Source organism: Nocardia sp. NPDC050408, from assembly GCF_044458905.1.
Taxonomy (GTDB): Bacteria; Actinomycetota; Actinomycetes; order Mycobacteriales; family Mycobacteriaceae; genus Nocardia.
The window spans coordinates 1-23,752 of sequence record NZ_JBITIL010000012.1; the positions used below are offsets into that span (position 1 = coordinate 1).

General features: G+C 66.7%; 24 protein-coding genes and 1 pseudogene. 12 read left to right on the top strand and 13 right to left on the bottom strand.

Annotated elements, in window-relative coordinates; translation table 11 throughout:
* Positions 1–397: 397 nt before the first annotated feature.
* The 8 genes and pseudogenes from ACIBJI_RS28380 to ACIBJI_RS28415 form a co-directional block, all read right to left on the bottom strand.
* Entirely contained in the window at positions 398–1,834 is a 1,437-nt protein-coding gene (locus tag ACIBJI_RS28380; protein WP_364347878.1) for a GuaB1 family IMP dehydrogenase-related protein, read from the bottom strand.
* 166 nt (positions 1,835–2,000) lie between these two features.
* A complete protein-coding gene (locus tag ACIBJI_RS28385) occupies positions 2,001–2,846 on the bottom strand; it encodes a DMT family transporter (protein ID WP_364347875.1) in 846 nt (281 codons plus the stop codon).
* A 385-nt stretch (positions 2,847–3,231) separates the two neighbouring features.
* Positions 3,232–4,614: pseudogene (locus ACIBJI_RS28390) on the bottom strand (DEAD/DEAH box helicase); the annotation flags it as partial.
* 123 nt (positions 4,615–4,737) lie between these two features.
* The gene (locus ACIBJI_RS28395; protein WP_364347871.1) at positions 4,738–5,676 is read right to left on the bottom strand and encodes a M56 family metallopeptidase; all 939 of its coding nucleotides are present in this window, start codon (positions 5,674–5,676) and stop codon (positions 4,738–4,740) included.
* Between the two features lie 64 nt (positions 5,677–5,740).
* Positions 5,741–6,133: a BlaI/MecI/CopY family transcriptional regulator gene (locus tag ACIBJI_RS28400; protein ID WP_364347868.1), complete on the bottom strand. Its 393-nt coding sequence runs from the start codon at positions 6,131–6,133 to the stop codon at positions 5,741–5,743.
* A gap of 70 nt (positions 6,134–6,203) precedes the next feature.
* Positions 6,204–7,019 carry an ABC transporter ATP-binding protein gene (locus ACIBJI_RS28405; RefSeq protein WP_397086666.1) on the bottom strand — a complete coding sequence of 272 codons (816 nt, stop codon included), beginning with the start codon at positions 7,017–7,019 and terminating at the stop codon, positions 6,204–6,206.
* Positions 7,016–8,170 carry a FecCD family ABC transporter permease gene (locus tag ACIBJI_RS28410; protein ID WP_397086668.1) on the bottom strand — a complete coding sequence of 385 codons (1,155 nt, stop codon included), beginning with the start codon at positions 8,168–8,170 and terminating at the stop codon, positions 7,016–7,018. Before ACIBJI_RS28410 ends, ACIBJI_RS28405 begins: the two co-directional genes overlap by 4 nt.
* Positions 8,171–8,225: 55 nt before the next feature.
* The gene (locus ACIBJI_RS28415) at positions 8,226–9,299 is read right to left on the bottom strand and encodes a FecCD family ABC transporter permease (RefSeq protein WP_397086670.1); all 1,074 of its coding nucleotides are present in this window, start codon (positions 9,297–9,299) and stop codon (positions 8,226–8,228) included.
* A gap of 108 nt (positions 9,300–9,407) precedes the next feature.
* Here ACIBJI_RS28415 and ACIBJI_RS28420 point away from each other — a divergent pair, with 108 nt between their 5' ends.
* Entirely contained in the window at positions 9,408–10,121 is a 714-nt protein-coding gene (locus ACIBJI_RS28420; protein ID WP_397086672.1) for a hypothetical protein, read from the top strand.
* A 6-nt stretch (positions 10,122–10,127) separates the two neighbouring features.
* On the opposite strand, the gene ACIBJI_RS28425 is transcribed toward ACIBJI_RS28420, so the two are convergent.
* A complete protein-coding gene (locus ACIBJI_RS28425; protein ID WP_364347856.1) occupies positions 10,128–10,631 on the bottom strand; it encodes a nitroreductase family protein in 504 nt (167 codons plus the stop codon).
* A gap of 287 nt (positions 10,632–10,918) precedes the next feature.
* Here ACIBJI_RS28425 and ACIBJI_RS28430 point away from each other — a divergent pair, with 287 nt between their 5' ends.
* The 5 genes from ACIBJI_RS28430 (at position 10,919) to ACIBJI_RS28450 (ending at position 14,591) form a co-directional block, all read left to right on the top strand.
* Positions 10,919–11,317 (top strand): PaaI family thioesterase, encoded by a 399-nt coding sequence (locus tag ACIBJI_RS28430; protein WP_364347909.1) that lies wholly within the window; start codon positions 10,919–10,921, stop codon positions 11,315–11,317.
* Positions 11,318–11,384: 67 nt separating this feature from the next.
* A complete protein-coding gene (locus ACIBJI_RS28435) occupies positions 11,385–11,687 on the top strand; it encodes an urease subunit gamma (protein WP_364347853.1) in 303 nt (100 codons plus the stop codon).
* A 7-nt stretch (positions 11,688–11,694) separates the two neighbouring features.
* A complete protein-coding gene (locus tag ACIBJI_RS28440; protein WP_364347850.1) occupies positions 11,695–12,012 on the top strand; it encodes an urease subunit beta in 318 nt (105 codons plus the stop codon).
* Positions 12,009–13,730, top strand: coding sequence for an urease subunit alpha (locus ACIBJI_RS28445; RefSeq protein WP_396955499.1), 1,722 nt, complete (start codon positions 12,009–12,011; stop codon positions 13,728–13,730). Before ACIBJI_RS28440 ends, ACIBJI_RS28445 begins: the two co-directional genes overlap by 4 nt.
* A gap of 180 nt (positions 13,731–13,910) precedes the next feature.
* Positions 13,911–14,591, top strand: coding sequence for an O-methyltransferase (locus tag ACIBJI_RS28450; RefSeq protein ID WP_364347845.1), 681 nt, complete (start codon positions 13,911–13,913; stop codon positions 14,589–14,591).
* Positions 14,592–14,725: 134 nt separating this feature from the next.
* Here the strand turns inward: ACIBJI_RS28450 and ACIBJI_RS28455 are convergent, their stop codons facing one another.
* Both ACIBJI_RS28455 and ACIBJI_RS28460 read right to left on the bottom strand, forming a co-directional pair.
* Positions 14,726–15,706 carry a zinc-binding dehydrogenase gene (locus ACIBJI_RS28455; protein WP_397086675.1) on the bottom strand — a complete coding sequence of 327 codons (981 nt, stop codon included), beginning with the start codon at positions 15,704–15,706 and terminating at the stop codon, positions 14,726–14,728.
* A 57-nt stretch (positions 15,707–15,763) separates the two neighbouring features.
* Positions 15,764–16,441: a TetR family transcriptional regulator gene (locus ACIBJI_RS28460; protein WP_364347839.1), complete on the bottom strand. Its 678-nt coding sequence runs from the start codon at positions 16,439–16,441 to the stop codon at positions 15,764–15,766.
* A 90-nt stretch (positions 16,442–16,531) separates the two neighbouring features.
* On the opposite strand from ACIBJI_RS28460, the gene ACIBJI_RS28465 reads away from it, so the two are divergent.
* The 3 genes from ACIBJI_RS28465 to ACIBJI_RS28475 are packed head-to-tail and all read left to right on the top strand — an operon-like array spanning position 16,532 to position 19,401.
* On the top strand, positions 16,532–17,992 hold the full coding sequence (locus ACIBJI_RS28465) for an MFS transporter (RefSeq protein ID WP_364347836.1): 1,461 nt from the start codon (positions 16,532–16,534) through the stop codon (positions 17,990–17,992).
* 50 nt (positions 17,993–18,042) lie between these two features.
* Complete coding sequence (locus ACIBJI_RS28470; RefSeq protein WP_364347833.1) at positions 18,043–18,462, top strand: hypothetical protein; 420 nt, start codon at positions 18,043–18,045, stop codon at positions 18,460–18,462.
* Positions 18,463–18,489: 27 nt separating this feature from the next.
* Positions 18,490–19,401 (top strand): SDR family NAD(P)-dependent oxidoreductase, encoded by a 912-nt coding sequence (locus ACIBJI_RS28475; RefSeq protein WP_364347830.1) that lies wholly within the window; start codon positions 18,490–18,492, stop codon positions 19,399–19,401.
* Here ACIBJI_RS28475 and ACIBJI_RS28480 read toward each other — a convergent pair.
* Positions 19,362–20,459 (bottom strand): 4Fe-4S binding protein, encoded by a 1,098-nt coding sequence (locus ACIBJI_RS28480; protein WP_364347827.1) that lies wholly within the window; start codon positions 20,457–20,459, stop codon positions 19,362–19,364. The genes ACIBJI_RS28475 and ACIBJI_RS28480 overlap by 40 nt on opposite strands.
* Positions 20,460–20,710: 251 nt before the next feature.
* Here ACIBJI_RS28480 and ACIBJI_RS28485 point away from each other — a divergent pair, with 251 nt between their 5' ends.
* From ACIBJI_RS28485 to ACIBJI_RS28495, 3 genes are read left to right on the top strand one after another with little or no spacing between them, the layout of a single operon-like run.
* Positions 20,711–21,367, top strand: a complete 657-nt coding sequence (locus tag ACIBJI_RS28485; RefSeq protein ID WP_364347824.1) for an urease accessory UreF family protein — start codon at positions 20,711–20,713, stop codon at positions 21,365–21,367.
* A 41-nt stretch (positions 21,368–21,408) separates the two neighbouring features.
* Positions 21,409–22,125, top strand: a complete 717-nt coding sequence (gene ureG / locus ACIBJI_RS28490; RefSeq protein WP_364347821.1) for an urease accessory protein UreG — start codon at positions 21,409–21,411, stop codon at positions 22,123–22,125.
* Positions 22,115–22,765, top strand: a complete 651-nt coding sequence (locus ACIBJI_RS28495; protein ID WP_397086678.1) for an urease accessory protein UreD — start codon at positions 22,115–22,117, stop codon at positions 22,763–22,765. The genes ureG and ACIBJI_RS28495 overlap by 11 nt, the downstream gene beginning before the upstream one ends.
* 144 nt (positions 22,766–22,909) lie before the next feature.
* Here the strand turns inward: ACIBJI_RS28495 and ACIBJI_RS28500 are convergent, their stop codons facing one another.
* Positions 22,910–23,674 (bottom strand): hypothetical protein, encoded by a 765-nt coding sequence (locus ACIBJI_RS28500; RefSeq protein ID WP_364347815.1) that lies wholly within the window; start codon positions 23,672–23,674, stop codon positions 22,910–22,912.
* Positions 23,675–23,752 lie beyond the last annotated feature (78 nt).

Below are 23,752 nucleotides of genomic sequence, written 5' to 3' on the forward strand. Positions count from 1 at the left end.
TCCGAGCCGTCGAGACTCGCGACTTCGTCGCATGCGCTTCGACGGCTCGGACGCGAGACGGGCCGCGAACGGGTCGCTCGTAAGACTCGCTCCGTGGTGGTTGGTGATGACGGGACGTTCGGCACCTGATGCACGCGTGCTGGAAGGGCGAGTCTCGCGAGTTCGTCGCATGCGCTTCGACGGCTCGGACGCGAGACGGGCCGCGAACGGTCGCTCGTAAGACTCACTCCGTCGTAGTTGGTTGTGGCGGGAAGCCGCCGTCGTCAGCCATCGCTGAGCAGGGAATATTGACTGTTGGGTGAGCTGCCTGTTCGTGAGGGGTTATCGGTTGTTGGGGCGAGCTGCCCTTGCGCGAGGGGCTACCGGCTGTTCGGCTGGGCTGCCCGTTCGCCAGGGACTACCAGCCGCTCGGCAGTGGGCGCCCTTCCGCGAAACCCGCCGCTGACTGGACGCCGAGGACCGCCTTGTCGTGGAACTCCGAGAGGCTGCGGGCACCCGCATAGGTGCATGCACTGCGGACGCCGGAGCAGATGTGGTCGATGAGATCCTCGACGCCGGGGCGTTCCGGATCCAGGCGCATGCGCGAGCTGGAGATGCCCTCCTCGAACAGTGCCTTGCGGGCGCGGTCGAAGCCGCTGTCGGTGGCGGTCCGTGCGGCGACGGCGCGCTTGGAGGCCATGCCGAAACTCTCCTTGTAGGCATTGCCGTCCCGGTCCACGCGCAGGTCGCCGGGGGATTCGTAGGTACCGGCGAACCAGGAGCCGATCATCACATTGGACGCGCCCGCGGCAAGTGCGAGAGCGACGTCGCGGGGGTGCCGGACGCCGCCGTCGGCCCAAATGTGCACGCCGAGTTCCTTTGCGGCGGTGGCGCATTCGGCCACCGCAGAGAACTGCGGACGGCCGACGCCGGTCATCATGCGGGTGGTGCACATGGCACCGGGGCCGACACCGACCTTGATGATGTCCGCCCCCGCGGCGGCCAGATCGCGGGTGCCCTGTGCGGAGACCACATTGCCGGCGACCAATGGCACACCGAGGCCGAGATCGCGGATGGTGCTGAGGGTTTCGAGCATTTTGGCCTGGTGGCCGTGGGCGGTATCGATGACGAGCAGGTCCGCGCCCGCGTCGACGAGCGCCTTGGCCTTGGCCGCCACATCGCCGTTGATTCCTACCGCAGTGGCGACGCGCAACTGGTTGTCGGCGTCCACGTTGGGCTGGTAGATCCCGGCGCGGACGGCGCCGGTACGAGTCATCACGCCCGCGAGGCTGCCGTCTTCGGCGATGAGCACGGCGAGCTGCGCGTGCTCGGCCTCGAGCAGATCGAACAGATCGCGCGGCGAGGTGCTGGCCGGTGCCTGCACGAAATCGGTGACCGCGACATCGCGCAGTCGGGCGAACCGGTCGACATCGGTGCAGGACGCCTCGGTGACCACGCCGACCGGCTTACCGCCGTCGACGACAACCACCGCGCCGTGGGCGCGCTTGTGCATCAGGGCGACGGCCTCGGAGACCGAACGCTCCGGATCCAGCGTGACCGGGGTATCGGCGGTGAGCGAGCGGCTCTTGACGAACGCGATGGTTTCCGATGCCGCGGCGATCGGGAGATCCTGCGGTAGGACGACAATGCCGCCGCGACGAGCGACCGTCTCGGCCATCCGACGTCCGGCGACCGCGGTCATATTCGCGACGACAATGGGAATGGTGGTGCCGGACCCGTCAACGGTCGACAGATCCACATCGAACCGTGACGCGACATCCGTCCGATTCGGGACGAGGAAGAGGTCGTCGTAGGTCAGGTCGTACGGCGGCTGATGACCAGGGAGAAACTGCACTTAACCGATTCTAACCGGTGCGCCGTACTCCCGTGCAATCACCCAGCATTCGGTCCCGGCCCAGCTCGAGATGTGAGGCGCGGCACCGGAATCAAGATCAGGTGGAATGGCGGCGGCGCTTCTCGGCCGATGCCGCCATGGTTTCCACGTGATCCCGAGCCGTGTGTCATGCCTCGGCTTGGATGCGGGACAGTTGGATTGTGGTCGCGCACATGATGATTACGGCGACGGTGATTACGGCGAGTCCGATGTGATTGGTGCGGAGGCGTTCGTCGAGGACGGTGATGCCGATGAAGGCGGCGGCCAGGGGTTCGGCGATGGTTACGGCGGGCAACGATGCGACCAGGGGGCCGGATTGGAAGGCGCGTTGCTGCAGATAGAGGCCGATCAGGCCGGAGGCCAACAGGGCCCAGGTCTGCCAGCTGCCCGTTACGTGAGTCAGGCCGCCATCGAAGAGTTCGGTTACATACTCGGTGAGCGCGGCGGCCAGACCGAACAGGGCCCCGCCCACGACGCCGAACAGGAGTGCGCGGCGGGTCGGGTCGGAGGTACCGAGGGCGGCGACGACGGCTACCGCCAGCAGACCGACCAGGCCGACCAGCGGCGGGATCCAATCACGCAGGGGCGCATTGGTATTGCCCTCGGACGGATCGCCGACAATCAAGAAGCAGGCAAGCGCCGCCGCGAGGGCGATGGCGGTCGCCCACGTGCGCGGCGTGACGCGGCGGTGGTTGATCCGGGCGGAGAGCGGGAGCGCGAAGACCAACATGCTCACCAGAATTGGCTGGACGAGCAGCACCGCACCCAGAGCCAGGGCGGCGACCTGCATCGCGAAGCCGCCCGCGTCACCGACGATTCCGGCCCACCAGCGCGGATTGCGGATCAGCGAACGAATGAGCGACTCGTCCTCCGGAACCGCGGACGCCGCATGCTGCTGCGTGACCGCGGCCACCGCGAAGAGCAATGCCGAGATCAGTGCACAGACGACCGCACCCACCTGATGATTCGCCACCAGGCTAGTTTGCCCCCCGATTGCGGCCGCCCGGCACCCCCTGCGCGCGTCCGGCGCGTCGACGCGTACGGCCGGGCGTGTCGCCGCTGGTCGCAGCGGTGCGGCCGGACGCGGCACCGCGACCGGAGGTGGCTCCTGTGCCATGGCTGGCCGATGCGCCACGCGCGGATGAGCCCGTTCCGTGGGCTGTCTTTACCGACCCGGCAGCACGACCCGGCGCGGCTGATGCCACGCTCGCGGTCCGCGCTGGAGCCGTCTTCGCGCCGCGGCCCGGGGCCGCCGTTGCTACGCCTGCGGTTCGACCCGCGGCAGGCGCGGCCGTCGACCCACGTCCCGGCGTTCCGGCTCCGCGCCGACTCGACGTCGCGGTCGATCCGGACGAACCACCCGAAGATTTCTTCGCATCCCCGGCGCGAGCGCTCGAACCGGCACTACGCCGCCCGGCACCAGCTGAGCCCGCACCGCCCGAGCGTGCGCCACGACCACGACCACCCGCGCCTGCACCACCCGACCGGCGGCTCGACCTACCGACCTGCAACTCACCTTCGTCGCCCACCGTGACTGCCGAGTTCGCCGCCACGATCGGCACACCGGATGGCTGCTTCGCACCGGTGATCTGGATCAACCGCCGATCACCCGGACGGATCTGCACGCCGTCGACATCGACGCCCGCCTTGCGGGTCATCTTCTCGACCTCGGCGCGCTCCTCCTCGGTGACCAGCGTAACGACGACGCCGTCCTCACCGGCGCGGGCGGTGCGGCCCGCGCGATGTAGGTACGCCTTGGATTCCGCGGGCGGATCCACGTGCACGACAAGGGATATCCCGTCCACGTGGATGCCGCGCGCGGCCACGTCGGTGGTTACCAGTACCGGTGTCGTACCGTCGGCGAATGCGGCCAGGGTCCGCACGCGGTTGTTCTGTGCCTTACCGCCGTGCAGCGCGCCCGCGGCGATGCCCGCCGCGCGCAACTGCTTGGCTAGTCGGTCCGCACCGTGTTTGGTGCGCACGAACATGATCGTCAGCCCGTCGCGGGCGGCGATCTGCGCGGTGATCTCGCGCTTGTCGGCCTTGCGCAGGTACAGCAGGTGATGCGACATCGTCGCGACCGAGGCCGACGGCGGCGCGGTGGAATGGGTGACCGGGGAGCGCAGGTAGCGCTTGACCAGCTTGTCGACCTCACCGTCGAGGGTGGCCGAAAACAGCAGGCGCTGACCATCTTTCGGTGTCCGGTCGAGCAGCTTGGTGACCTGTGGCAGGAAGCCCATATCGGCCATGTGGTCGGCCTCGTCCAGCGCGATGATCCGCACATCGGACAGGTCGGCGGAGCGCTGGTTGATCAGATCTTCCAGCCGTCCAGGCGTGGCGATGAGCAGGTCCACGCCGCGTGCGAGCCGGTCGGCCTGCCGCTTGATCGGCGCGCCGCCGACCACCGAGGCTATCCGCAGCCCAAGCGCCAGTGCCGCACTATCCAGCGCCTTTTCGATCTGGGCCGCCAGTTCCCGGGTCGGTACAAGCACCAGACCGCGCGGACGGCCCGGCTTGGACTGGGCACCCGCGAGCAGCGTGAGCATCGGCAGCCCGAAGGCAAGCGTCTTGCCGGAGCCGGTCGGTCCGCGCCCGAGCACATCCTTACCCGCCAGCGCATCGGTCGCGGTCGCGGCCTGGATCGGGAACGGCATCTCGATGCCGTCGCGGCGCAGCGCCTGGACGAGCACGGCGGGTAGGCCCAGATCCGCGAAGGTGGTGGCAGGGGTGGAGGAGGTCAACGGGGTTGTGTGCCTTTCATGTCTCGGCGCGGGTAGATCCGGGCACGCGTGGTGCCGCCGAGATGGTTGGGCCCGGTCATCGGGTTGCGGTAGGACCGGGTGTGTCGGGGAGAACCGGAGGAATCAGTTACGCAGCAGTCGATCCAGTTCGACCAGCCAGGGTACCGCGACGGCCATGGTCGGGACCACCAGGATGGCCGCCGACCCCAGATACGCCGCCGAGGCGATCCGCAGATCGCCGATCCGTCCACCCAGGCGCTGGATGCGGATCAGGGTGGTCGGTCCGCCTGCGGCGAGCGCACCCTGCGGAGCGGTGGACTTGGCGCATGCGACCAGCGCGCGGGCCAGCGGCTTCGGGCCGGTCACCTTTACCGCCGAGTCATCGGCGAGCAGTTCGATCAGCAGTTTGACCGAGCCGAGCGCGGCCTTGCTGCGCACCACCAGGGGGAAGGCCTCGTGCACTGCGGTGAACGCCTCGAGTACCAGGTCGTGCCGGGCGCGCAGATGCGAGCGCTCATGGCTGACGATGGCGGTGACCTCGGCGTCCTTCAGGCTGGTCAGCGTGCCTTCGCTCAGTACGACCCGCTGGCGCAGGCCGGGCAGGCAGTAGGCGATCGGTTCGGTCGAGGCGAGGACCCGGATATCGGCGGCGCGGCGCTGCGGTCCGCTCTGGTCGAGCAGATCGACGAGCATGCGGTGGCGTGCCCGACGCCTGCGGGTGTGCACACCGACACGCACGATCGCGTACATCAGCCGCGCGCCGACCAGCAGGGTCAGCGCGAAGACGAAGACATAGGCCAGCCACAGCGGCAGTCCGAGCGCGTCGATTTCCCGGGCCGGGGAGGTGGTCGGGCGACCGTTCGGTCCGGGAACGAGTAATTGTGCGGCGATGGCCAGGCCCGAGCCGAATGCGCTGAGCACGGCTGCGAGCGCGATGGCCTGCCATAACACGAGCGCGGCGCGCGGTGTCCGATACGGCCAGGTCGCGCGGCTCAGCAGCGCTGGGGCAGGCCCCGCGAGAAGCAAAGCGAGACCGGCGAAGACCGGCGCGGTTGCGTTCATCGACTCAGCTCACTGCGTTGTGGGGCCAGGGCACTCACCTCATTGTGAGGCCAGAATCCCAAGACTACTGCTTCGGCGGCGCAGTATCTTCGGATGCCTCGAGCTTAGCGAGTGCTTCTCGCAACGCATCCGTATCGTCCCTGCCGACCTGTTCGACGAAGTGCACCAGCGCCGCCGCGCGGCTGCCCGCCGCATCGGCCTGCTGCAATGCATCGACCATCAAGCTGGCCACAAGTTCGTCGCGGGTATGCACCGGCGCGTAGCGATGGGCGCGGTCGTCGCGGCGCTGGACCACCAGATTCTTCTTCGCCAGCCGTTGCAGCACCGTCATCACCGTGGTGTACGCGAGCTCACGGCGGGCGGCCAAAGCCTCGTGTACCTGCCGTACGGTTTGCGGCTCGTCATTGGACCACAGTTGGTCCATGACTGCCCTCTCGAGTTCACCAAGTCCTGCCATTCTTCAAGCTTACGGACTCAACGACACAATTGCGTACTACACGCCGTCGTAACTGCCTGATAGCTGTGTGTCATTTGTCATACGCCGGCAAAACGTGCCGGGTACCGATGGGGACGATCATCGGACGGCCGGAGACCGGATCCTCGAGCACCGAGGCGTCGAGGTCGAAGACCTCACGCAGCAGTGTGACATTGATGATATCGGCGGGCGCGCCCTGGGAGACGATGCGCCCGTCGCGCATGACGATGAGCTGGTCGCTGTAGCGAATGGCCAGGTTGAGATCGTGCAGCACCATCACCACGGTGCGCCCGAGGTCGTCGTGCAGTCGGTCGATCAGGTCCAGGACCTCGACCGAATGCGCGAGGTCGAGGTAGGTGGTCGGCTCATCGAGCAGCAGGATATCGGTGCCCTGGGCCAGTGCCATCGAGATCCAGGCGCGCTGGCGCTGACCGCCGGACAATTCGTCGAGTGAGCGATCGGCCAGCTCCGCGATGCCCGTCGCCGCCAGTGCGGACATGACCTCGGCCTCGTCGGTGGCCGACCACTGCCGGATCCAGGACTGATGCGGATGACGCCCACGCGTAACGAGATCCGCCACGGTGAGCCCCTCGGGCGCGACCGGCGATTGCGGGAGCATACCGATGATGCGTGCCACATCCTTGGTCTTCATCGTCGAAATCGCCTTGCCGTCCAAGAGGATTCGGCCCTGACGAGGACGCAGCAGGCGGCCGAGGGAGCGCAGCATGGTCGATTTGCCGCAGCCGTTCGGGCCGATGACGGTGGTGACGACGCCGGGTGCGATATCGATATCGAGTCCGTCGACGATGACGCGGTCGCAGTAGCCGAGGGTGACTTCCTGTGCGGAGAGCCGCGTATCGCTGGTCATGACAGGGTCGCCTTCCGATTCATACGCACGAGCAGGTAAAGCAGGAAGGGTCCGCCGAAGGCGGCGGTCACGACACCGACCGGCAGATCGACCGGAAACAGCGTGCGCGAGGCCACATCCGCGCCGACTACCAGGATGGCACCGATGAGCGCCGAGCCGATGAGCGGTTCGCCAGGAGTTCGCAGTAGGCGGCGGGCGATCTGCGGTGCGGCGAGCGCCACAAAAGTGACCGGACCGACGGCCGCGGTGGCGACGGAGGCGGCCACGACAGCCGCGCCGATCAATAGCGTCTGCTGGGTCTGGATCCGCACGCCCAGCACCCGGGTGGTATCGGTGCCCAGACGCAGTGCGGCAAGGGTTCTCGCGGAGGCCACCGCGGTCACGAGGACCACGGCCAGTGCCACTGCGGCCGGGACGAGTTCGGTCCGATCCGCGCTGTTGAGTGAGCCATTGAGCCAGAGTTGAGCACGGGCCGCGTCCTGCAGACTGGCGCGGGTGAGCAGAAAGCTGATGCCGGACAACAGCAATGCGTTCACACCGATGCCGATCAGCACCAGTCGCATGGGCGTGACCCCGCGGTCGCCGGTCACGCTGCGCCCCCAGGCGAGGAGGTAGATCACGACCGCAGTGAGCAGACCACCGGTCAGTGCCGCCAGCGGCGCGCCGACACTCGCGGCGAGTCCCGTTGTCGCACCCCCGGTTCCGACCAGGACTGCGACCGCGCCGAGGCTCGAGCCGGTGGTGATGCCGAGCATATCCGGTGCGGCGAGCGGGTTGTGCAGGATCGATTGGGTGATCGCGCCCGCGATGCCGAGTGCCGCACCGACTACCGCGGCCGTGAGCGCGCGCGGCAATCGGGACTCCAGCACGATGAAGCGCTGGGATCGGGTGCCGCCGCCGCTGAGCACATCCAGTACCCGGCCGATCGGAATGTGGGTGTCGCCGAAGGTGATATCGAGGCAGAACAGCGTGAGCACTGTCGCGGCCAACACAAGAACTATGAGCGCCATGGTTGGGCGCAGCACAATCGACACCGGACCGACGCGCAAGGCGGGACGAATACGTCCTGAAGGTGCTGTTTCGGCCGGAGACCGGCTGGTGCCGGTCGCGGTGCCAGCCGGAGAGGTTTCGTCCATGATTCGTTCGGTCATGAATGTTTCCCGGCGGCCCGCAAATCCGTTCGCGACGATCGCCGTGAGATCTGCTTCACAGGCTCACCAGCTTCTTGCGACGAACGAGCAGGATGAAGAACGGTGCACCGAGGGCCGAGATCATCACGCCGACCTGTAATTCGCCCGGTCGCGCGACAATTCGTCCGACCACATCGGCGAAAAGCAGCAGCAGTGCACCGAGCAGTCCGGAGTACGGGATCAGCCAGCGATAGTCGGACCCGGTGAAAACCCGTGCGACGTGCGGCACTATCAATCCGATGAATGCGATCGGGCCGACCGCCGCCGTCGCGGCACCACACAGCAATACGATCGCGGCCAGGCCGAGCGCACGACTGCGTCCGATATGCACGCCGAGTCCGCGCGCGACCTCGTCACCGAGGCTCAGCAGATTCAGTCCCGGCGCAGCCGCCACGGCCAGCGCCACGCCGATCGCCAAGAACGGCAGCACCTGCCAGAACACCTCGGCATCGCGCCCGTTCACCGTGCCGACCACCCAGAATCGGTAGGTGTCCAGCGCCGCATTGTCCATGAGCACAATGGCATTCGTCATCGCCTGCAGGAGTGCGGTCACGGCGGCACCGGCCAGTACCAGACTGAGTGGACTCACCTTGCCGCCACCGATCGCGGATACACCGAACACCACAAGCCCCGCGATCAGCGCCCCCGCGAAGGCGAACCAGATGTATTGCTCGGGTGCGGTGAGCGCGAACAGGTAAATGCTCAGTGCCGCAAGGAAGGCCGCGCCCGCATTCAAGCCGAGCAGGCCCGCGTCGGCGAGTGGGTTGCGGGTATAGCCCTGGATCAGCGCACCCGCGATTCCGAGCGCGAGCCCGGTGACCAGTCCAAGCGCGGTGCGCGGCAACCGAAGTCCGCGCACGATCTCCGCTGCGGTCGAGTCCGCGGGGCAGGTGAACGGCCCGCCCGGGCAGGTGAGGGCGTTGTGCACGGCGTCGTAGACGGTGCCGGGGGACAGCGATCGGGTGCCGATGGCGATGCTGGCCACCGTGGCGACGAGGAGCAGTGCGGTCAACGCGACGAGTCCGAGCTGATGACGGCGCGCCGTATTTGTTCGTCGCGCTCCCAGCGCGATGGTGCCTGATGCCGTCACAGCGACGAACTACTCCTGACTCGATAGGTGGTGTCCGGGTTCTAGGTCTGGTAAGCCTAACCTATCTTTTCAATCCGACCCATCACGGAGCCGACCCGAGGAGGTTCGATGTCCGAGCCAGTCACGACCTACATGCCTCGCCAGTCCCAGGTGGCATTCGGTAGGGCCTGTGCCCGGTTGCGCTCGTTGCAACCAGAACATCCGCGGGTATATGCGGTGGCCGCCATGTCCGAGCAGGGCAAACGGAGGTGGTGGCGGCTGGCCGACGGGATGCGCGAGGGGCGGATCGAACTGATGTATCGGCGGCACGCCGCGGAGATGATCAGCGCCGATACCGCCGCCGAGGTGGTGGCGACCGCGTTGATCCACGCGGTGATCGGCCGGGTGGTCGCCCTGCTGGTGGCCGAGGGGCGGGTGTGGGATCCGGGTCTCGAGAATCTGTGGCTCCATACCGACAACGACGGCGGAATCGATTGGGCAGGGTTGGCGGACACCACGATTCGCGTGCTCGACGGTGATCGGCTGACCGGGGAGACCGGGGTGGTCACGTTGCCGTGCGAGCAGGCCGTGTACGTCTGGCTCGCGCATCGGTGTGAACCGTCGCTGCGGTTGATTCAGCGGACCTTGGCCGGTTGCGCGGGGCTCGGCGAGCGTCGATTCTGGTCGCTGGTCGGCGAATCCATTGTCGGTGCGGCCACTTACGTGCCGGAGCTGGCGCGGACGGATTCGCTGGTCGGTGCGCGCCGGGGTGATGGATTGCTGTCGGCGCTGGAAGAGCGCGGTCTGCCCGTGCGACGCGTTGTGGGTTGCCTGGTTCGATAGCGACGGTCAAGCCCAGGTCAGCAGGGTTGGTCCGGGCAGTCGTCCGGTCGGGATCGCTGATGGACTGCGGTGCCGTTGTGGATCGCGGCGGCCGATGGCAATGGCATGGCGCGGTAGCCACCCGGGTTCGATATCGAGCAGTGCCGCCGCTCGGACGACATTGTCGCCGGGGTGAATTGTGGTCACGCAGGTGCCGAGTCCGTACTCGTGGGCTGTCAAGCACAGCGACTGGCAGACGCGACCCATATCGAACTCGGTGTCGGTGAAACCGTTATCCGCCGAAAGTAATACGAGGACCAGCGGCGCCTCGGCCAGATGGCCCGCGTAGTGGCCGAGTTCGCTCAGCTGTATCCGCAGCGTCTCGGTATTCACCGCGATGAATCGCCATGGTTGCCGGTTGCGTGCCGAGCCGGTCCATCGGGCCGTGTCCACGATCTCGGCGATGGTCGTGCGTGGAATGGGTTCCGGCAGAAAGTGTCTGGTCGCCCGCATGGCCTTGATCGAATGCATCACCGCGAGCGTAGTGCGATACGGCAGAAGTTGCTCACTTAGGTAAGCCTGACCTATACTGATTTCGGCGTTGGGATCGGCCGAGTGTTCCGGAGGGCTGCCGTGAACCCCCGATCCACTGCCGCGGCGGGCTCCATGTGCGTGTGGAGCCCGCCGCTCTGCCTCGGCAAGTGAACGCCGAGAAGTAGCCGTGGTGCGAGGGTCGGGACACCCTGTGTCAAGGTGAATGCATGACACAGCAGGAAGTTGCCCAGATTCAGGGGCTGGCCGACGTGACGCCCGAGCTGATGACCGAGCTCAGCAAGAACACCTTCACCGATCTGATCGGACTCGAATTCACCGAGGTCACGCCGGATCGGGTGCGCGGTCAACTCACCGCCGGACCGCAGTTGCTGCAGTTGGCAGGCATTATCAACGGCGGCGTGTACTGCACGATCGTCGAAACGCTGGCAAGCGTCGGCGGCGGCGTCTGGTACAACGCTCAGGGCAATAAGGGCACCGTGGTGGGGGTGAACAACAACACCGACTTTCTGCGTTCGGTCCGCGAGGGCAAGGTCTTCGGCGAGGCGACACCGCTGCACCGCGGCCGCCTGCAGCAGTTGTGGCAGGTCGTGCTGACCGATGACGAGGGTCGCACGGTGGCGCACGGCCAGGTGCGTCTGCAGAATCTGCCCGCCCGGGATTGATCGGCGCTCCCGGAACGGGCGTGCCAGAATTACCGTCACCCTGATCCACGAGCACTGAGGAGCCCGGATGCGACTGTCGCCGCATGAGCAGGAACGGCTGCTGCTGAGCTACGCGGCCGAACTGGCCCGGCGCAGGCAGGCGCGCGGGCTCGCGCTGAACCATCCGGAGGCGATCGCGCTGATCACCGATCATGTGCTCGAGGGTGCGCGCGACGGCCGCACCGTCGCGGAGCTGATGTCTTCGGGGCGGACGGTTCTCACACGCGCCGATGTGATGGAGGGTGTGCCGGAGATGATCCATGACGTCCAGGTCGAGGCCACTTTCCCGGACGGTACCAAGCTGGTCACCGTCCACCATCCGATCGGCTAGGGCGACAATGATTCCGGGCGAATACCTCTGCGCCGAGGGCACCATCGAGTTGAACGCGGGCGCGGACCGCATCGAGCTCGACGTCGTGAATACCGGTGACCGTCCGGTGCAGGTCGGCAGCCATGTGCATTTCCCGCAGGCCAATGTCGCACTGCGTTTCGATCGGTCAGCCGCGCACGGACGTCGGCTCGATATCCCCGCCGGTACCGCAGTGCGCTTCGAACCCGGTCTCGGCCAACGGGTTTCGCTGGTTCCGCTCGGCGGCAGCCGCGAGGTCCACGGCATCAGCCGCAATCCCCCCGGACGTTTGGATGGTGCGTCATGAGTGAGCTGAGCCGGGCGCGCTACGCGGAGCTGTTCGGTCCGACCACCGGGGACCGAATTCGCCTGGCGGACACCGATCTGCTGATCGAGATCACCGAGGACCGCTGCGGCGGACCGGGACTCGCGGGCGACGAGGCCGTCTTCGGTGGCGGCAAGGTGCTGCGCGAATCCATGGGCCAGGCCCGCGCGACGCGCGCCGATGGCACCCCCGACACCGTGATCACCGGCGTGGTCATCATCGATCACTGGGGAATCATCAAGGCCGACGTCGGAATTCGCGACGGGCGCATCAGTGCGATTGGTAAAGCGGGCAATCCGGACACCATGAACGGAGTGCATCCGGATCTGGTGGTCGGCCCGAATACCGAGATCATCGCGGGCAATGGCCGCATCCTCACCGCGGGCGCGATCGACTGTCATGTGCATTTCATCTGTCCGCAGCTGATGGACGAGGCGCTCGGCGGCGGTATCACGACATTGATCGGCGGCGGCACCGGCCCGGCCGAGGGTAGCAAGGCGACCACCGTGACGCCCGGATCCTGGCATCTGGCCCGGATGCTGGAGGCTACCGACGCCTGGCCGCTGAATATCGTGTTGCTCGGCAAGGGCAATACCGTCAGCGCCGAATCCATGTGGGAACAATTGCGTGGTGGCGCAGCGGGTTTCAAGTTGCATGAGGATTGGGGCTCGACCCCCGCCGCGATCGATGCGTGCCTCACCGTCGCCGATGCGGCGGGCGTCCAGGTGGCGCTGCACTCGGACACCCTGAACGAGGCCGGATTCGTCGAGGACACGCTCGGCGCCATCGCGGGCCGCGGCATCCACGCGTATCACACCGAGGGGGCGGGCGGCGGGCACGCGCCAGACATCATCACCGTCGCTTCGCATCTCAATGTGCTGCCCAGCTCGACCAACCCGACCCGACCGCATACGGTCAATACTCTGGACGAGCACTTGGACATGCTCATGGTGTGCCACCACCTCAGCGCGTCCATTCCGGAGGATCTCGCCTTCGCGGAGAGTCGAATCAGGCCATCAACCATCGCCGCCGAGGATCTGCTGCACGATCTGGGCGCTATTTCCATGATCGGCAGCGACTCCCAGGCGATGGGCCGCATCGGCGAGGTCGTCATGCGTACCTGGCAGACCGCGCACGTCATGAAGCGCCGCCGCGGCGCGCTGGACGGCGACGGCGCCGCCGATAACGCCCGTGTACGGCGCTATATCGCGAAATACACCATTTGCCCGGCCATCGCCCATGGACTCGACCACGAAATCGGTTCGGTGGAGGTCGGCAAGCTCGCCGACCTCGTGCTGTGGGATCCAGCGTTCTTCGGTGTTCGCCCGCATGCCGTCCTCAAGGGCGGCGCGATCGCCTGGGCCGCCATGGGCGATGCCAATGCCTCCATACCGACCCCGCAACCGGTGCTGCCGCGACCCATGTTCGGTGCCGCACCACTGGCGGCTGCCGCGACCTCGCTGCACTTCGTCTCCGAACAGGCCATCGAGGACGGCCTCGCCGAACGCTTGGGCCTGCGCCGAAAACTGGCTCCGGTCAAGAACGTTCGTCACGTCACCAAGACGGATATGCCGAACAATGGCGCCATGCCACGGATCGAAGTCGATCCGGATACCTTCACCGTGCGCATCGACGGCGAGGTCTGGACCGAGCAGCCCGCCACCGAGTTGCCCATGGCCCAGCGCTACTTCCTGTTCTGATTGTCGGCGCGAGAAGGGCTGGTTGCCGGGCGCCCTCGTTCACAGCGTAAGTGACACGCATTGGTCTCAGTTCTGGGCACGCGACTGTGTGGGCGGTATGCCCCGCCAGGTTTCCGGGAACGTGGGTGTCGGCCGATCAGTTTCGGCGGTATGCCGGCACCCGGTGGCAGACTTCATGGCATGACGACGTTCGAGTGGGCCGACGTAGACAGCTTCATCGTGGACTCTCTGGTGGGAGGCGAGGATTCGACCGCGACGGTATTGGCCGCCAATGCGGCGGCCGGACTGCCTGCTATCGATGTATCGCCGGCGCAAGGGAAGTTCCTGCATCTGATAGCGCGGTCGATCGGGGCGCGGCGGGTGCTCGAAATCGGCACGCTCGGCGGCTACAGCACGATTTGGTTGGCGCGGGCGGTGGGGAAGGATGGCCAGGTCATCACCCTGGAATTCGAGCCGCGGCACGCGCGGGTGGCGCGGGAGAATCTGGATCGGGCCCAGGTCGGGGATCGGGTCGAGATCCGAGTGGGTGCGGCGCTGGACAGTCTGCCGGTGCTGGCGGAGGAGGATCCGGAGCCGTTCGATCTGGTGTTCATCGATGCCGACAAGGTCAACAATTCGAATTATGTGCTCTGGGCGCTGCGCTTGACCCGCCCGGGCTCGGTGATCATCGTCGACAATGTCGTGCGCAATGGCGCTGTCGCCGACGATCATTCGGACGATCCGGCGGTCCAGGCCAGCCGCGATCTGGTCGACCTGCTCGCCGCCGAACCCAGCCTCGACGCCACCATTGTGCAAACCGTCGGCAGCAAGGGTTGGGACGGTTTCGCTTACGCCGTGGTCAACGGTGAGGCCCTCGACTGAACACAGCCGCTCGGATCTCCGGTGCTCGGTTTCGCCGGAGATCCAGGCGTGGGGGCGGGGAATGGGCGTCATTGGATGGATCGAACAGCGGCGGGGTTGGGATTCCGCGCGCAGAACGATCCGGGTGGTCGCTCCTACGCCTGAAGCACCACCTTGCCGACGGTGCCCCGCGTCTCCAGCGCGCGGTGCGCCTCGGCCGCATCGGCAAGCGCGAAACGCTGGACCGCGGGCCGCATTCGACCGGCTGCGGCCTCGGCCATCGCCTTGTCTTCGAGCGGGCGCAGGTCGCCGTCGACGCGCTGGAGCATGCGCGGTCCGACGACCATTTCGGAGGTGATGTCGCGGGTGGCCAATTCCTCCTCCGAAAGCGATAGCGGAGCGCCGTCGGCCGCGCCATAGATCAGATGCTGACCGCCCTTGCCGAGCAGATCGACTGCCGCGCGGCTTATTTCGCCGCCGACTCCGTCGAACAACACAGTGGCCCTGCGGTCGCCGAGCTCGGCGCGTACCTGTTCGGGCCAGTCGGGGCGTAGGTAATCGATCCCGATATCCGCGCCATTACGTTGCACGAGTTCGACTTTCTCGGGCCCACCCGCCAGTCCGACCACCGTCGCCCCGACATTCTTCGCGTGTTGAACCAGCAGTGTCCCGATGCCGCCCGCAGCGGCGGTTACCAGCACAACGCTGTCCGGACCGAGTTCGGTGAACAATAAGATCCCCATAGTCGTTCGCCCGGTACCGACGATCGCGACCGCCTCCGCCGGATCGAGTTCGGCCGGAATCTCGTGCAACCGAGGGGTTTCCGTTACGGCCAACTCGGCATAGCCACCGGGGGCCTGACCGAGATGCGCGACCACTCGCTTTCCGAGCCAGGACGCATCGACGTCCGGACCGATTCGCGCCACAGTCCCGGCGACCTCACGACCCGGGATGGTCGGCAGCGCGGGCAGTGGATAGGGGCCGGGCGTGCCCCGGCGCAGCGCCGTATCGATGACGTGCACGCCCGCCGCCGCGACCCTGATGAGCACCTGCCCCGGCCCGGGCACCGGATCCGAAACCGTTTCGTAGCGCAGATTGTCGGCTGGCCCGAAGGCATGAAGGCGGATGGCGTGCACGGTGGCTCCTAATCGTCGGCGAACCAACCCACCCTGCGACCTGAACCGCCGTTCAGGTCAAGAGGTGGCGGACTTCGCGCACCGTGCCTCGAATCCATCGCAGAGCGCGGACAATCCGATATACAGCAAATCCTCCGAGGTCAGATCGCTGACACCACTGCCGTTCAGATCCGCGAGCGCGGGCGGTATGGGCAGTTGTGATTTTCCTTCCAGCAGCGCCCGCAGTCCGTTCGAGCCCTCCGGATTCATGCCTTTACGCGCGACCAGCGCACCGCTGATATGCGGCAGCGTGGCCCCGGAGATGTAGTTCCATACCGCGAAGGCCATGGTGGACGCCTCGCGGGTGGAGACATTCAGCTCGCGCAGCCCCTCGACCAGCCATGCGAAACAGGCCAGACCCTGCGGGCCGAAGCTGTAGCGGGGCATCGCGAAGGTGAGCAGCACCCACGGATGCTTCTGGTAGAGCGCCCAATCGATCTCTGCTGCGATGCGCACCCGGTCGCGCCAGGTCCAGTTCTCGCCCTCCGGTGACGGATACGGATTGCGGGCCGAGATCTCGTCGGTCATCAGCGCGAGCAGTTCGTCCTTGTTCGCGACGTGCCGGTACAGCGACATCGCGCCGACACCCAGCTGCTCGGCGATATGTCGCATGGACAACCCGTCCAAGCCCGCCTCGTCGGCAAGGGCGATCGCGGTATCGACAATGGCCGCTCGAGTGAGCTTGGGTTCGGTCATCCCATGACTCGCTTCCAGTTTTCAGACCGCATGCGTACACTGTACCCGGACTGATGCGTACACCGTACGCGACGCGGGAGAGGAATCGACATGACACAGGTGGAGGTCGCGCATGCGGCGGCGTCCGGTTCGCGGCGTGCTCGGCTCGGTCTGGCGGTATTGCTACTGCCGGTGCTGCTGGTGTCGATGGACATTTCGGTCCTTTTCCTTGCCATGCCGACGCTCACCCTAGATCTCGACCCGTCGGCCGCGCAGCAACTGTGGATTCTCGATATCTACGGGTTCCTCATCGCAGGCCTGCTGATCACCATGGGCAATCTCGGTGACCGGATCGGGCGGCGCAATATTCTGCTCGCTGGTGCGTCGGTATTCGGTATCGCATCGATCATGGCGGCCTTCGCGCCGAGCGCCGCGGTGCTGATCATCGCGCGGGCGCTGATGGGTATGGGCGGGGCGACGCTGCTTCCGTCGAGTTTGGCGCTGATCTCCAGTCTGTTCCCCAACGCCCGCGAACGCGCCGCCGCGATCGGTGTGTGGACCGCATTCTTCGCGGGCGGGTCCGCGGTCGGCCCGATCCTCGGTGGCGTGCTGCTGCACCACTTCTGGTGGGGCTCGGTATTTCTGATCAATATTCCGGTCCTGCTGATCCTGCTCGCCTTCGGTCCGTTCGTACTGCCGGAACATCGCGCCGGTGTTGTCGGTCCGCTGGATATTCCGAGTGTGCTGCTGTCCATCGGCGGCATTCTGCCGGTGGTGTACGCGGTGAAACAGATCGCGGCCGAAGGGTTCGATATCGAACCGCTCGTGATCGGACTCGCCGGTGCGGTGCTGCTCGCGATCTTCGTGCGGCGGCAGCGGCAGCTGGCCGAACCGCTGCTGGATCTGCGCCTGTTCCGGCGTGCGCAGTTCTCGGTCGCCATCGGCTCCAGCCTGGTCGGCATGATGTCGCTGGCGGCAATGAGCTACCTCACCAGCGTCTACCTGCAATCGGTGACCGGACGTGACCCGCTGGCGGCCGCGCTGCTCGGGATTCCGATGGCGATCGCGGTATTCGTGTGCTCGATGGGTGGCGCGCGGATCGGGCACACGCTCGGGGTGCGTCCCACCTTCGTGCTGGCGCTGCTGGCCTCGGCTATCGGCAATGTGATGCTGATCGGTGTCGGCGTGGACGGCGGTATCGCCTGGTACCTGGCGGGATCTACGATTGCGGGCATCGGTTACGGCTTGGCGTTCACCCTGGTGTCGGATGTGGCGGTGTCCTCGGTGCCGCCGGAGCGGGCCGGATCCGCGGTCGGGATCTCCGAGACCAGCTTCGAATTGGGCAATGCGCTCGGCCTCGCACTGCTGGGTTCGGTTGCGGCACTGGTCTTCCGGTCCGGTGGCGACTATGCGGACACGCTCGGTGAGACCGTCCAGCATGCGGGTGACAATTCCGCGCTGATCGATTCCGCACGCGAATCCTTTGTCTCCGGAATGCATGTCGCGACTTCGGTCGGCGCAGCGCTTTTGGTGGTGATGGCGGCGGTCGCCGCATTCGCACCACGGCGCTGACCGGCGCGCCTCCCTCGATTCGGATGGGCTTCGCGATATAATTGGATGTCATGATTTCGCATGACATCACCTCGATCGAGGGTTTCATCCGCAGCTACGACGAGATCGTCGCGACATCGGATTTCGCCGCACTGCCAAGCCTTTTCGAGCCAGTGATACTGGTGACCACCCCGACATCGAGTCGCTGTGTGAGCCGGGAGGAATTCGTGGCCGCCGCCCGAGCGCGGGCGTGCCAGTTCGATGCCGGGTCCGTCCCGCGCACCCGGCTGGTCGAGCAAACCACCTTCGAACTGGGCGGACACTGCTGGCTGACCTCGGCACGGTGGGCGCTGTCGCTCGGCGAACGGTCCCTCGACGTATACAGCGACTTCCTGGTGCGCCGTGCCGAAGACGGGTTGCGGATCGCGGCCTATCTGCCCCGACAAGATCTGCCCGAGCTGCTGCGTGCCTCGGCAAATGATCGCGAATAGGGCAGGTCGGCGCATACAGTCGGGAGGGTGAACGACACTCCCGCTTCGAGCAATGGCCGCCCGCTCGCGGAGCGGGTGGCGTCCTGGCTGCTGTACCCGACCTCCCGGCCGCGTGAGAAATCCCTGCGCGGGGAGGTCGCGGGCCGGACCGTGCTGGTGACCGGCGCGTCGCACGGCATCGGCAAGGCGAGCGCGCGCAAACTGGCCGCGGCCGGTGGGACGGTGCTGCTGGTAGCGCGCTCCGTCGACGCTCTGGAGCAGGTGGCGGCCGAGATCACCGCCGAGGGCGGCACCGCATGTGTGTACCCGACGGATATGACCGATATGGACGCCGTCGAAAAACTCGGGCGCGATCTACTGGCCGAACACGGCCATATCGATGTGCTGATCAATAACGCGGGCAAGTCGATTCGCCGCTCGATCGACGAATCCTACGACCGCTTCCATGATTTCACGCGCACCGTCGATGTGAACTATCTCGGGCCGGTCCGGCTGTTGCTCACCTTGCTGCCGAGTATGCGCGAACGCAAACAGGGTCATATCGTCAATATCTCCACCTGGGGCGTACTCATGCCGCCCGCCCCGCGGTGGGCGGCCTACGGTGCTTCCAAATCCGCGTTCGATGTCTGGTTGCGCAGTGCCGCAGCGGAAATAGCCGCCGACAAGGTGACAACGACCTCGATCTACATGCCACTCGTGCACACCAGGATGAGTGCGCCGACCGACTTCAGTCGCGTTCCCGGGCTGACCGTCGACGAAGCCTCCGATCTGGTCTGTCACGCCGTGGCCGCCAAGCCGCGCAAAATCGCGCCGTGGTGGTCGTCCGGAGTCCAGGCGTGGTCCGATCTGACCCGAGGACGGGCGCAGCGCTTCATGGAACGTGCGTTCCTCGCTGATCGTTATACGCCCGGTTTCCGGCGCGGACGCGGGCCGATCTGATCGAGCAGGACGTTGACCTCGTCCGGGAAGCCATTGGTCACCGCCTTCGCCGTCTTGTTCGGAAACCGGCGCGTGACGTGCTCCTGCGCGGCCGATCCCGGCAGGACGTAGACGGGTTCGGCCTTGTTCTGCAGCGGACGCACGACATCGTCGAGGTGGGTTTTGCGATCGTCGAGGTAGGCGCCGATCACATCCTCCCCGGCCGGGCAGACGGCCATGCAGTATCCGGCCTTGTAGTTGGGCTTGAACGACAGGCTCTGCCACATCGAGAATGATTCGCCGGTGGTGACGCGCTCGCGGTACTCGGCGGCGCTATCGCTGTCGGCGACGGTTTCGGCCCAATCGGTGAAGCCGCCCATGAACTCGCGGTAGTTGTGGGTATAGCAGGCCTGGAAATCGAAGCCGCCGTCATTGGTGATCGCGCCGACCGGACAGGCCGATACGCACAGCTTGCATTCCAGACACGGATTGAAATCCAGTGCGGCGCTCGGCTCGTCGATCACGGCATCGGTGACCACCGTGCCCAGCAGGATGAAATTGCCGAACTTCGGGTGAATCACGTTGCGGTGGATACCCATAACGCCCAATCCGGCCGCCTCGGCCACCACCTTGTGCGCGATCACCCAGATCCGACCCGGGAACTTGTCGACCTCCATCGGATATCCGGGCGCGGGGTAGACGGCGCGGTACCCGGCATCCTGCAGGGCCCTGGTAATGCGGCGCGATACCTCGTTGGTCTCGTCGTCGGCGTGGTTGAATTCGGTATTGGCCAGGCTGCGCATGGTGCTGCGCAGGTTGTCCCGGTTCATCCGGACACAGAAGGTTACGAATGTGCGTGCGGAGGGCAGGATTTCGCGCGCATGCTCGAGTTCGACCGCCACCCTCGGATCGTCGACCGGTACGAAGCCCACATCGTCGGCTCCCGCCGCGAGGCACAGCTCGCGCAGCCGCGCCGCATTCAGCACCGGATCCGGTGTCGTGCGCGCCATTTCGGTCACCCGCTTGACGGTCGGATGCTCCGCCAATCGGCGCTGTCCCGTTGATTCCTTATCAGTCATCGGCCCTCCTCATAACCGCGAGACCGTTACGGCCTCAGGAAGATAGACCGCGCGGATCCCCGAAACTCATCGCACTCCGGCGTGTCGCACGCATCCGACGGTGAGTCGTTGGCGGTAACGCGGTCGGGCGCACCGCGATGCCTTCAGACCCGGCGGTGTCAGGAGACATCCCGACCCCGCTCTGGTCCGAACATCATGTGTGGCCCGGTCGGGGTGAGGGAGCCCGACCGTGTCACGCATAGGATCGACGGGTGCGCGGATCGGATGCGGGGACCACGGGGTTGGCGACGCTGTTCGCGTTGGCGGACTCGCGCCTGCCGATCGGGGGGCACGTGCATTCCGGGGGAGTGGAGGAGGCGGTGGCGTCCGGGGTAGTGCGGGATGTCGCGACCGTTGAGCTGTATTTGCGGCGGCGGATCCGGACTTCCGGCCTGGTGGCGGCCTCGTTGGCGGCGGCGGTGTGTGCGGGGAAGTTGACCGCGGAGCGGGCCGAAGCCGAGGCGGATGCGCGGACACCGGCTCCGGCCGCGCGGGCAGCGTCGCGGGCACAGGGGCGCGGCTTGGTGCGGTTGGCGAAACAGGTTTGGCCAGGGAAGGATTGGACGGTTCTCGGTGTGCGGCCGCATCTGTCGACGGCCTTCGGTGTGGTCGGTCAGGTCTGCGGTGCGACTTCCGAGCAGGCCGCCGCGGTCGTCGTCTACACGACCATGACCGGCGCGGCGACCGCGGCACAGCGGTTACTGGCATTGGATCCCGCTGCGGTCGCAGCCTGCACGATCCGGCTCGGCGAACTCTGCGACCGGACCGCGGCCGCGGCCGCGGCCGAACTCGCCGCGCTCTCGGATCCGCTACAGGACGTACTCGCACAGCGACACCTCGTCCGCGATATGCCCCTGTTCGCGTCCTAGGCGCGCAATCGGCAAGGATAGAAGCGGAAAGGAGCACCGATATGCCACCCCACCTGATCGACGGCGAACCGCACGATCACTCGCATGACCGGCCCAAGCGCGAGCGCACGCCCGGCGAGGCGCTGCGCATCGGAATCGGCGGACCAGTCGGTTCGGGTAAGACCGCCCTGGTGGCTGCCCTATGCCGACAACTGCGTGACGAACTCTCGCTCGCGGTGCTGACCAACGACATCTACACCACCGAGGACGCCGATTTCCTGCGCCGCCACGCGGTGCTGCCGGATGAGCGGATCACCGCCGTGCAGACCGGTGGCTGCCCGCATACCGCCATCCGCGACGACATCACCGCGAATCTCGATGCCATCGACGATCTGATCGCGGCCAATCCGCCACTGGATCTGATCCTGGTCGAATCCGGCGGCGACAACCTCACCGCCACGTTCTCCTCCGGCCTCATCGATGTACAGATCTTCGTCATCGATGTCGCGGGCGGCGACAAGGTGCCGCGCAAGGGCGGGCCCGGCGTGACGTTTTCGGACCTGCTGGTGATCAACAAAACCGATCTGGCCCCGCTGGTCGGCGCCGACCTCGACGTCATGGCACGCGATGCCGCGAAGGTACGCGAGGGCCGCCGCACGGCGATGATCTCGCTGACCGAGGATCCGGCCGCCACCGCGGTGCTCGCTTGGGTGCGCGAGCAACTGCGGGCCATCGCTGAACAGGACAAATCAGTCACCGAATCCGCTGTTGCGCACTGAGGTTCGCATTGTCGCGGCCGTCGGCGCACTGCCCGAGATCCACGCGAGCGGTGGCCTGGCGGCCCGGCGCACCGGTCCGGACACCGTCCACCTGATCGGCACTGCGGCCACCCCGCTCGGCGGCGATGAACTCGATATCGAGATCGTGGTCGGTGCGGGCGCACGGCTGGTCGTGCGCTCGGTCGCGGCCACCATCGCGCTACCGAGCATGCGCACGCCATTGTCGTTGGCGCACTGGCATTTCGACGTCGCGGGAGAGCTGGATTTCGATCCGGAGCCGACGATCGTGGCGGGCGGCGCGCACCACCACGCGGTGACCGAGGTGCGATTGACCCCCGACGCCCAGCTACGGCTGCGCGAACGCGTACAGATCGGGCGCACCGGCGAAGACGGCGGCGGTTGGCGCGGTGAGCTGATCGCCGACATCGGCGCCCTGCCGCTGTTGCGGCATCGACTCGAACTCGGTGCGGGTAGTGCCACCGATGACGATCTCGCCGCACCGAGGGCATTGGACAGCGAACTCGTCTATCCGGACGACCGCCCCGTGGAAACCAACGGCCGGGTCGCGGCCCGCCTCCCTCTCGCTTTGGGCGGGACCCTGTCCACCCGTACGGGACCGCTGCTCGTCAGTACGCGGTAGCTCCAGGTTCGCTGAGCGATGTGTCATCCGTCACAGCGGGCTTTTACCCCGCCCCACACGGTGTAGCGATGCACCGGGCGGGGGAATGAAAAGAGGTGGGAGCCCGACAACGTCGTCAGGTTCCCACCCCGGTTCGGCGTTCGATCAGTCGCCGACGACCCGCGAGGGCGCGTTGAACGCGTTGACCGCGCCGACGGCCGCACCGGCCGCCGCCCCGATGGCGGCCGCGGGGACCGTGATCACGGCCGCACCGAAGCTCGCCCCGAGCATCGGACCCGCAACCATGCCCACCGGCACGAACGGAAGTCCGAAGACCAGTCCCAGCGCACCCCCGACCAGCGCGGAGGTCGCCGCGACCGGGATAGCCGCCCCCGCCCCCGCCATGGCACCCATCGCGGCGGTGCCGATGGTTTGTCCAGCGATCCGGTCGGAACGACTGCGCTCCATGCCGATCGAATCGAGGAATGTCGCCAGATTGGCCTCGGCCGTCGCCGAGTTGTCGTTGATCTGGATCGCCTGCTCCTGGTTGATCCAATCCGGTGCGTCGATGACGACGTCACCGAAGCGGAACTTCCCGGGTGGCGGGGCGATCGGCGGTACCGGAGCCACGGGGCCGGGGCCGTGCAGCACACCGACGGGGGCGAGGTACTTCTTCTCCGGAGCGGGACGCGACCATTGCAGTGAGCTCTTGGTGTCGTCCGGGATGTGCAGACCCTCGTACGGCATCGCATTCGGGGCGTCGGCCGCAGGCCACTGCTCCGGCTGGGTCACCGTATTCGACTGTGCGGGCTCGGCATTCGCGGTGCCGGTGCCCACCAGCGCCAGAACGAGCGGTACCGCACCCGCCGCGACCATCGTCCCCATCTTCTGCCGCTGCGGGTTAGGAGCTCTGTGCTTGCCTGTCCCCATACATCGCCTTTCATCCGGAGAAATGTCATCCCACATTCGGATTCGAGGCACGCTCGGATGGGTGCGAACTTACGAGGC

Coding starts and splice junctions, on each gene's coding strand:
- ACIBJI_RS28395 (WP_364347871.1), bottom strand. CDS start 5,676: ATGAACGCAACCGCGCCGGTCTTCGCCGGTCTCGCTTTGCTTCTCGCG.
- ACIBJI_RS28400 (WP_364347868.1), bottom strand. CDS start 6,133: ATGGCAGGACTTGGTGAACTCGAGAGGGCAGTCATGGACCAACTGTGG.
- ACIBJI_RS28405 (WP_397086666.1), bottom strand. CDS start 7,019: ATGACCAGCGATACGCGGCTCTCCGCACAGGAAGTCACCCTCGGCTAC.
- ACIBJI_RS28410 (WP_397086668.1), bottom strand. CDS start 8,170: ATGACCGAACGAATCATGGACGAAACCTCTCCGGCTGGCACCGCGACC.
- ACIBJI_RS28420 (WP_397086672.1), top strand. CDS start 9,408: ATGTCCGAGCCAGTCACGACCTACATGCCTCGCCAGTCCCAGGTGGCA.
- ACIBJI_RS28425 (WP_364347856.1), bottom strand. CDS start 10,631: ATGCATTCGATCAAGGCCATGCGGGCGACCAGACACTTTCTGCCGGAA.
- ACIBJI_RS28430 (WP_364347909.1), top strand. CDS start 10,919: ATGACCGAGCTCAGCAAGAACACCTTCACCGATCTGATCGGACTCGAA.
- ACIBJI_RS28435 (WP_364347853.1), top strand. CDS start 11,385: ATGCGACTGTCGCCGCATGAGCAGGAACGGCTGCTGCTGAGCTACGCG.
- ACIBJI_RS28440 (WP_364347850.1), top strand. CDS start 11,695: ATGATTCCGGGCGAATACCTCTGCGCCGAGGGCACCATCGAGTTGAAC.
- ACIBJI_RS28445 (WP_396955499.1), top strand. CDS start 12,009: ATGAGTGAGCTGAGCCGGGCGCGCTACGCGGAGCTGTTCGGTCCGACC.
- ACIBJI_RS28450 (WP_364347845.1), top strand. CDS start 13,911: ATGACGACGTTCGAGTGGGCCGACGTAGACAGCTTCATCGTGGACTCT.
- ACIBJI_RS28460 (WP_364347839.1), bottom strand. CDS start 16,441: ATGACCGAACCCAAGCTCACTCGAGCGGCCATTGTCGATACCGCGATC.
- ACIBJI_RS28465 (WP_364347836.1), top strand. CDS start 16,532: ATGACACAGGTGGAGGTCGCGCATGCGGCGGCGTCCGGTTCGCGGCGT.
- ACIBJI_RS28470 (WP_364347833.1), top strand. CDS start 18,043: ATGATTTCGCATGACATCACCTCGATCGAGGGTTTCATCCGCAGCTAC.
- ACIBJI_RS28480 (WP_364347827.1), bottom strand. CDS start 20,459: ATGACTGATAAGGAATCAACGGGACAGCGCCGATTGGCGGAGCATCCG.
- ureG (WP_364347821.1), top strand. CDS start 21,409: ATGCCACCCCACCTGATCGACGGCGAACCGCACGATCACTCGCATGAC.
- ACIBJI_RS28500 (WP_364347815.1), bottom strand. CDS start 23,674: ATGGGGACAGGCAAGCACAGAGCTCCTAACCCGCAGCGGCAGAAGATG.